The following is a 5,935-nucleotide window of genomic DNA, read 5'->3' as shown; positions in this document are numbered from 1 at the left end:
CCGCCACCGGGGACGGCGGCGCGGCGGGCGCCGGGCGAGGGGCCGGACGGGCGCCCTTGGCCGGCTTCGCCCGGGTCAGCAGCGCGGTCCAGGTCAGCGGGCCGTCCTTGCCGTCCGGGACGAGGTCGTGGGCGCGCTGGAACGCCTTCAGGTTGGGGTATCCGAGCTTGCCCAGCCGGCTTTTCAGGTCGGCCGCCCGTTTGCTGTCCCGGGCCGGGTCGTAGCCGAAGTGCCAACGCTCCGAGGGCACCGTGCGCCGCCAGCCGTAGCGGTGCGCGGCCAGTTTCTCGCCCCGGGCCGGCTTCTTCGAACCATCCCCGCCCCGGGTCAGCCAGCGGTGCGCCGCCGACGGCTGGTACCGCCCGTCCGAGCCGGTGGTGTCCAGGTCCATCGCCACGCCCCGGACGTGCGGCGCGTTCTTGTTGGGCTTGGCGGCCAGCGGCCCCTTGCCGCGCAGGTAGCGCTGCCGCAGCACCGCCTGCTGGGCCAGGGTGCGGGCGAACACCGCGACGCCTTTGGCCGGCATGCCGTCCGCCCGCATCCGCAGATAGGACGCCGCGGCGTCCCCGCGCAGCACGCCGCCCTCGGGCAGCGCCACCATGTCGCGTGGGAGCGTCATGACACCTCCTCCTGGTAGTAGTCCGGCGGGGCCGGATAGGCGTCGGGATGGTCGAACGGCGGCTCGCCCTGCGCGGCGTCCGGGACCGGTTCCGGCGTCGGGTCCGGGCCGCTGGAGCTGTCGCCGGGTGACACGGTGAGCGCGCCCAGCACCACCGTCGAGGCCGCGGACGTGCCGGCCTGCTGCAGCAGCGACGTCCAGTCGATGCCGGACAGCAGCGCGGCGCCGGTCAGCCCGCCGGCCAGGAACTGGCCGAACTGGCGCAGACCGCGGGCGGTGAGCAGTTCACCCCAACCGGCCGATTCCGGATCGGGGACGCCCTTCAGGCTGGTGCCGACGGTGGCCACCAGCAGCCCTCCGACGGTGGCCGCGGCCTTCGGCCAGGTCGCGGCGGGGTCGGAGGTCAGGCCGGGCAGGAAGGGCGTGATGCCGGCGACGGCCGTGCGCACCAGTGACCCGCCCATGGACCGCCAGAAGGCGGCGGAAAGCAGCGATTGCATCGAATCCCCCTCGTCTCACAGGGACAGAGGGATCCGCCGCCGCAATGATGCGTCCGGCCTCGCCGGACCTCGGCGTGTGGTCCGGGTGGCTCAGCCGTCCTCGGGCAGCACGCAGCCGACCTGGCGGCGCAGCTCGTCCAGCACCTCCATCACGGCGATGCTGTCGTCGAGGGTGAGCCGGGGGCTCTCGGTCAGCCCCTCGCGCAGGCAGCGCTCCACCTCGAGCGCCTGGAAGTGCATGCCGCGCGAGGTGCGTTCCGGCTTGAAGGTCTCCACCAGCTGCTGGCGTCCGGAGTAGCGCCGCACCTTCGTCCAGTTGTAGAAGGAGCCGTTCAGGGTGAGGTAGCCGTCGGTGCCGATCACCATGCCACGGGACGGTCCGGCGCTGAGCATGGTGGCATGGCTCTCCGAGCGGGCGCCGCCGGCGTGGGTCAGGATCGCCGAGACCTCGGCGTCCACCCCGGTGTCGGTGAGCGAGCCGCGCGCCACGATGTCGGACGGCGTCCCGAGCAGGTCGACGGCGAAGGAGACGTTGTAGACGCCGAGGTCGAGCAGTGCGCCGCCGGCGAGCTTCGGGTTGTACAGCCGGCCCTGAGGGTCGGGGTTCAGCTTCTGGCTGTGGTCGGTGACCACGGCTCGCACCTCGCCCAGCGAGCCGTCCGCGATCCGCCGGCGGACGAAGTCGGTGGACGGCAGGAACCGGGTCCACATCGCCTCCATCGCGAACACCCCGCGAGCCCGGGCGGCCTCGGCCACCTGGCGGGCCTGGGCGGCGGTCACCGTGAAGGCCTTCTCGACCAGCACCGGCTTGCCGGCCTCGATCGCCAGCAGGGCGTGCTCGGCGTGGAAGTTGTGCGTGGTGGCGACGTAGACCGCGTCCACCTCGGGGTCGTCGACCAGCGCCTGGTAGCCGGCGTAGGCCGTCCAGATGTCGAACCGGTCGGCGAACGCCTGGGCCCTGGCGCCGTCCCGGGCCGCCACCGCCTGAATGTGCAGTCCCTCGGCCAGCAGGTTCTCGGCGAAGACGGTGGCGATGCCACCCGCGCCCAGCAGCCCCCAGCGGATCCGGTCCGTCATCGCGGTCCTCCTTCGGTCGACGGTGCCGAGTCTTTCAGACCGGCCGGGCAGTCGACCGCACGGTGATCGCTGGGTGGGCGTGTCGAAACCCCGTTGTCAGAGAGGTCTGGACGAGCGACGCCGGTCAGTACAGGACGGTGGCGAACTGGCCGGCGACGGTGAAGCCGGTGTGCAGGTAGGTGCGTACCGCCCGGGTGTTGAAGTCGTTGACGTAGAGCGACACCAGGTCGTGCTGCTCCAGGATGTGCCGGGTGGTGGCGGCCATCGCCGGCACGGCCAGCCCGCGTCCGCGCAGCCGCGGGTCGAGCCACACCCCCTGCACCTGGGCGATCCGGCCGCAGCTGATCCCGACGTCGGCCTTGAACACCACGGTGCCGGCGTCGTCCACGACGCCCCAGGCCCGGCCGCTCTCGACCAGGCTCTGGCAGTGCGCCCGATAGCCGGGACGCCCGCCGCCGGCGGTCGGGTCCACCCCGACCTCTTCGGTGTACATCGCGATCGCCGCGGACAGGTAGGAGCCGAACTCGGCCATGGTGATCTGCCGCACCGGGGCCTCGGTCTGCTGCGGGACCACCTCCCGGGTCACCATCAGCGGCTGCCGCGGCCGGATCTCGCGCTCCCCCGCGTAGCTGCGGTTGTGCCGGGCCAGGGCGCGGTGCAGGGCCAGCGCCACCGTGCTGTCGCCGACGATCGACTGACACCAGCGGTGCGCGCCGACCGCGTCCACGAAGCCGGCGATCGCGGCGGCCCGCTCCTTGTCGTCGCAGGGCGCGAAGACCGGCATCAGGTTCGACCCGGCGTGCAGCACGTGCCGCGGGGCGTCCCCGGGCCAGCCGTACAGGGTGGCCGGCGAGCCCGGCCAGAGCACCCCGGCGTCCACCCGGGACGAGATGAACAGGCTCTGCACCGGATCGACCGAGAGCAGCGTCCGGACCAGGGCGGCATCGCGGGTGCCCAGGGCACGGGCGCGCCTCATCGCCGGGAGCTCCCCAGGGAAGCGCTGATCAACTGACCGACACCATCGGCGCGCCCGCGGGAGCCCCCTCCGGGGTCTCCTCGGCGATCCGGTTGGCCTCGGCGATCAGGGTCTCGACGATCTGCTCCTCGGGGACCGTCTTGATCACCTTGCCCTTGACGAAGATCTGGCCCTTGCCGTTGCCGGACGCCACCCCGAGGTCGGCCTCGCGGGCCTCGCCGGGCCCGTTCACGACGCAGCCCATCACGGCCACCCGCAGCGGTACCTGCAGGCCCTCCAGGCCCTTGGTGACCTCTTCGGCGAGGGTGTAGACGTCCACCTGGGCGCGACCACAGGACGGGCAGGAGACGATCTCCAGGTGCCGGGGGCGCAGGTTCAGCGACTCCAGGATCTTGATCCCGACCTTGACCTCTTCGGCCGGCGGGGCGGACAGCGACACCCGGATGGTGTCGCCGATGCCCTTGGCCAGCAACGCACCGAAGGCGACGGCCGATTTGATGGTGCCCTGGAAGGACGGCCCGGCCTCGGTGACGCCCAGGTGCAGCGGGTAGTCGCAGGCTTGCGAGAGCAGCTCGTAGGCGCGCACCATCACCACCGGGTCGTGGTGCTTGACCGAGATCTTGAAGTCGCGGAAGTCGTGCTCCTCGAACAGGGACGCCTCCCACAGCGCCGATTCGACCAGCGCCTCCGGCGTCGGGGCGCCGTATTTGGCCAACAGCCGCTTGTCCAGCGAGCCGGCGTTGACGCCGATCCGGATCGACACCCCGGCGTCGGACGCCGCCTGCGCGATCTGCTTCACCTGGTCGTCGAACTGGCGGATGTTGCCCGGGTTCACCCGGACCGCGGCGCAGCCGGCGTCGATCGCGGCGAACACGTACTTCGGCTGGAAATGGATGTCGGCGATCACCGGGATCTGGCTCTTCTTGGCGATGATGTGCAGCACGTCGGCGTCGTCCTGGCTGGGCACGGCCACCCGGACGATGTCGCACCCGGTGGCGGTCAGTTCGGCGATCTGCTGCAGGGTGCCGTTGATGTCGGTGGTCTTGGTGGTGGTCATCGACTGGACGGAGACCGGCGCGTCGCCGCCGACCAGAACCTTGCCGACCCTGATCTGCCGGGTCGGCCGCCGCGGGGCCAGGACGGGTGGCGGGGTGGCGGGCATGCCCAGGTTGACGGTCATGGACTCCTCGTTCGACAACAGCTGCGAGCGGCCGGTGAATGACCGCCGCCAGACAGCCTACTCGTGCCGTCACCCCGGCTCGGAGGTTCCGCAGCGAGGGCTGAGGCCCGGCCGACTTCGCCCACCCGCGGAACCTCAGCCGCGCCGGGTTTCCAGGTACTCCGCGATCCGGCCGATCGCCTCGGTCAGCACCCCGGCGTCCGGCAGGGTGACCAGCCGGAAGTGGTCGGGTTCGGCCCAGTTGAAGCCGGTGCCGTGGGTGACCAGGATCTTCTTGCTGCGCAGCAGGTCGATCACGAAGGCCTCGTCGTCGTCGATCGGGTAGACCTCCGGGTCGAGTCGCGGGAAGCAGTACAACGCCCCCATCGGCTCCACGCAGCTCACCCCGGGGATCTCGTTGAGCAGCCGGGCGGCCAGCTTGGACTGGTCGTAGAACCGTCCCCCCGGGACGATCAGCTCGTTGATCGACTGGTAGCCGCCCAGCGCGGTCTGGATGGCGTGCTGGCCGGGCACGTTGGAGCACATCCGCATATTGGCCAGCAGGGTGAGGCCCTCCAGGAAGTCGGTGGCCAGGTGCCGCGGGCCGGAGATCATCACCCAGCCGGCCCGGTAACCGCACACCCGGTAGGCCTTGGAGAGCCCGGAGAAGGTCAGGCAGAGCACGTCGTCGCCGGCGAAGGTGGCGGCGTGGTGATGCACGGCGTCGTCGAAGACGATCTTCTCGTAGATCTCGTCGGCCATCACCACCAGGTCGTGCCGGCGGGCGATGTCGATCAGCCCGCGCACCGTCTCTTCGCTGTAGACCGCGCCGGTCGGGTTGTTCGGGTTGATGATCACCAGCGCGTGGGTGCGGTCGGTGATCTTGGCCTCGATCTCCTCCAGGTCGGGGTTCCAGTCGTTGCTCTCGTCGCAGCGGTAGTGCACCGGGACGCCGCCGCACAGGGTGACCGCGCCGGTCCACAGCGGATAGTCGGGTGCCGGGACCAGGATCTCGTTGCCGTCGTCGATGAAGGTCTGCAGCACCAGCATGATCAGCTCGGAGACACCGTTGCCGATGAAGACGTCGTCGACGGTGGTGCGGGTGAGCCCCTTGGACTGGTAGTACTGCGCCACCGCGGTGCGCGCCGAATAGATGCCGCGGGAATCCGAATAGCCCTGCGACGAGGGCAGATGGTGAGCCATGTCGGCGAGGATGCCCTCGGGTGCGTCGAACCCGAAGGGGGCGGTGTTGCCGATGTTCAGCTTGAGGATCTTGTGCCCCTCGGCCTCCAGCCGCTGGGCCTCGACCAGGATGGGACCCCTCACGTCATAGCGGACGTGCTGCAGCTTCTTGGACTGGACGATGCGACGCATGGGCCTCAGTCTGTCAGTCGGGCGCGTCCGGTTTCGACAGGCTCGACCGGCGAGGGCCGACCGGCTCAGCCGGCGGTGGCGGACGGGCGCAGCGGCGAGGGCCGACGGGCTCAGCCGACGGCGAGGCGGTCGAGTTCGGCCAGGGTGGCGGCGGTGCCGTCCACGGCGGCGGCCCGCTGTCCCAGCTCAAACGCCCGGGCGCGGTGGTCCGGGCCGGCGACGGCGGCGAT

The 5,935-nt window shown here is 71.2% G+C and carries 6 protein-coding genes; all 6 read right to left on the bottom strand.

Annotation, left to right across the window (positions count from 1 at the left end; translation table 11 throughout):
* Positions 1–619, bottom strand: a 619-nt coding sequence (locus tag QM582_RS05865) for a hypothetical protein (RefSeq protein WP_415082599.1), incomplete at its 3' end; no start/stop codon positions are given.
* Positions 616–1,119, bottom strand: a complete 504-nt coding sequence (locus QM582_RS05860) for a hypothetical protein (RefSeq protein WP_415082597.1) — start codon at positions 1,117–1,119, stop codon at positions 616–618. The genes QM582_RS05860 and QM582_RS05865, both read right to left, overlap by 4 nt.
* Positions 1,120–1,209: 90 nt before the next feature.
* Positions 1,210–2,196 carry a Gfo/Idh/MocA family protein gene (locus QM582_RS05855; protein ID WP_415082595.1) on the bottom strand — a complete coding sequence of 329 codons (987 nt, stop codon included), beginning with the start codon at positions 2,194–2,196 and terminating at the stop codon, positions 1,210–1,212.
* A gap of 124 nt (positions 2,197–2,320) precedes the next feature.
* Positions 2,321–3,172 carry a GNAT family N-acetyltransferase gene (locus tag QM582_RS05850; protein ID WP_415082594.1) on the bottom strand — a complete coding sequence of 284 codons (852 nt, stop codon included), beginning with the start codon at positions 3,170–3,172 and terminating at the stop codon, positions 2,321–2,323.
* A gap of 28 nt (positions 3,173–3,200) precedes the next feature.
* Positions 3,201–4,352: a flavodoxin-dependent (E)-4-hydroxy-3-methylbut-2-enyl-diphosphate synthase gene (gene ispG / locus QM582_RS05845; protein WP_415082593.1), complete on the bottom strand. Its 1,152-nt coding sequence runs from the start codon at positions 4,350–4,352 to the stop codon at positions 3,201–3,203.
* 135 nt (positions 4,353–4,487) lie between these two features.
* Positions 4,488–5,705, bottom strand: a complete 1,218-nt coding sequence (locus QM582_RS05840; RefSeq protein ID WP_415082592.1) for a pyridoxal phosphate-dependent aminotransferase — start codon at positions 5,703–5,705, stop codon at positions 4,488–4,490.
* Between the last annotated feature and the right edge of the window lie 230 nt (positions 5,706–5,935).

The organism is Micropruina sp. (assembly GCF_047607385.1).
Lineage (GTDB): Bacteria > Actinomycetota > Actinomycetes > Propionibacteriales > Propionibacteriaceae > Micropruina.
This window is presented reverse-complemented; position numbering and strand designations above follow the sequence as displayed.

What these genes read in the sequence shown, in the direction of transcription:
- QM582_RS05855 (WP_415082595.1), bottom strand. Translation starts at nt 2,196, where the DNA reads ATGACGGACCGGATCCGCTGGGGGCTGCTGGGCGCGGGTGGCATCGCC.
- QM582_RS05860 (WP_415082597.1), bottom strand. Translation starts at nt 1,119, where the DNA reads ATGCAATCGCTGCTTTCCGCCGCCTTCTGGCGGTCCATGGGCGGGTCA.
- QM582_RS05850 (WP_415082594.1), bottom strand. Translation starts at nt 3,172, where the DNA reads ATGAGGCGCGCCCGTGCCCTGGGCACCCGCGATGCCGCCCTGGTCCGG.
- QM582_RS05840 (WP_415082592.1), bottom strand. Translation starts at nt 5,705, where the DNA reads ATGCGTCGCATCGTCCAGTCCAAGAAGCTGCAGCACGTCCGCTATGAC.
- ispG (WP_415082593.1), bottom strand. Translation starts at nt 4,352, where the DNA reads ATGACCGTCAACCTGGGCATGCCCGCCACCCCGCCACCCGTCCTGGCC.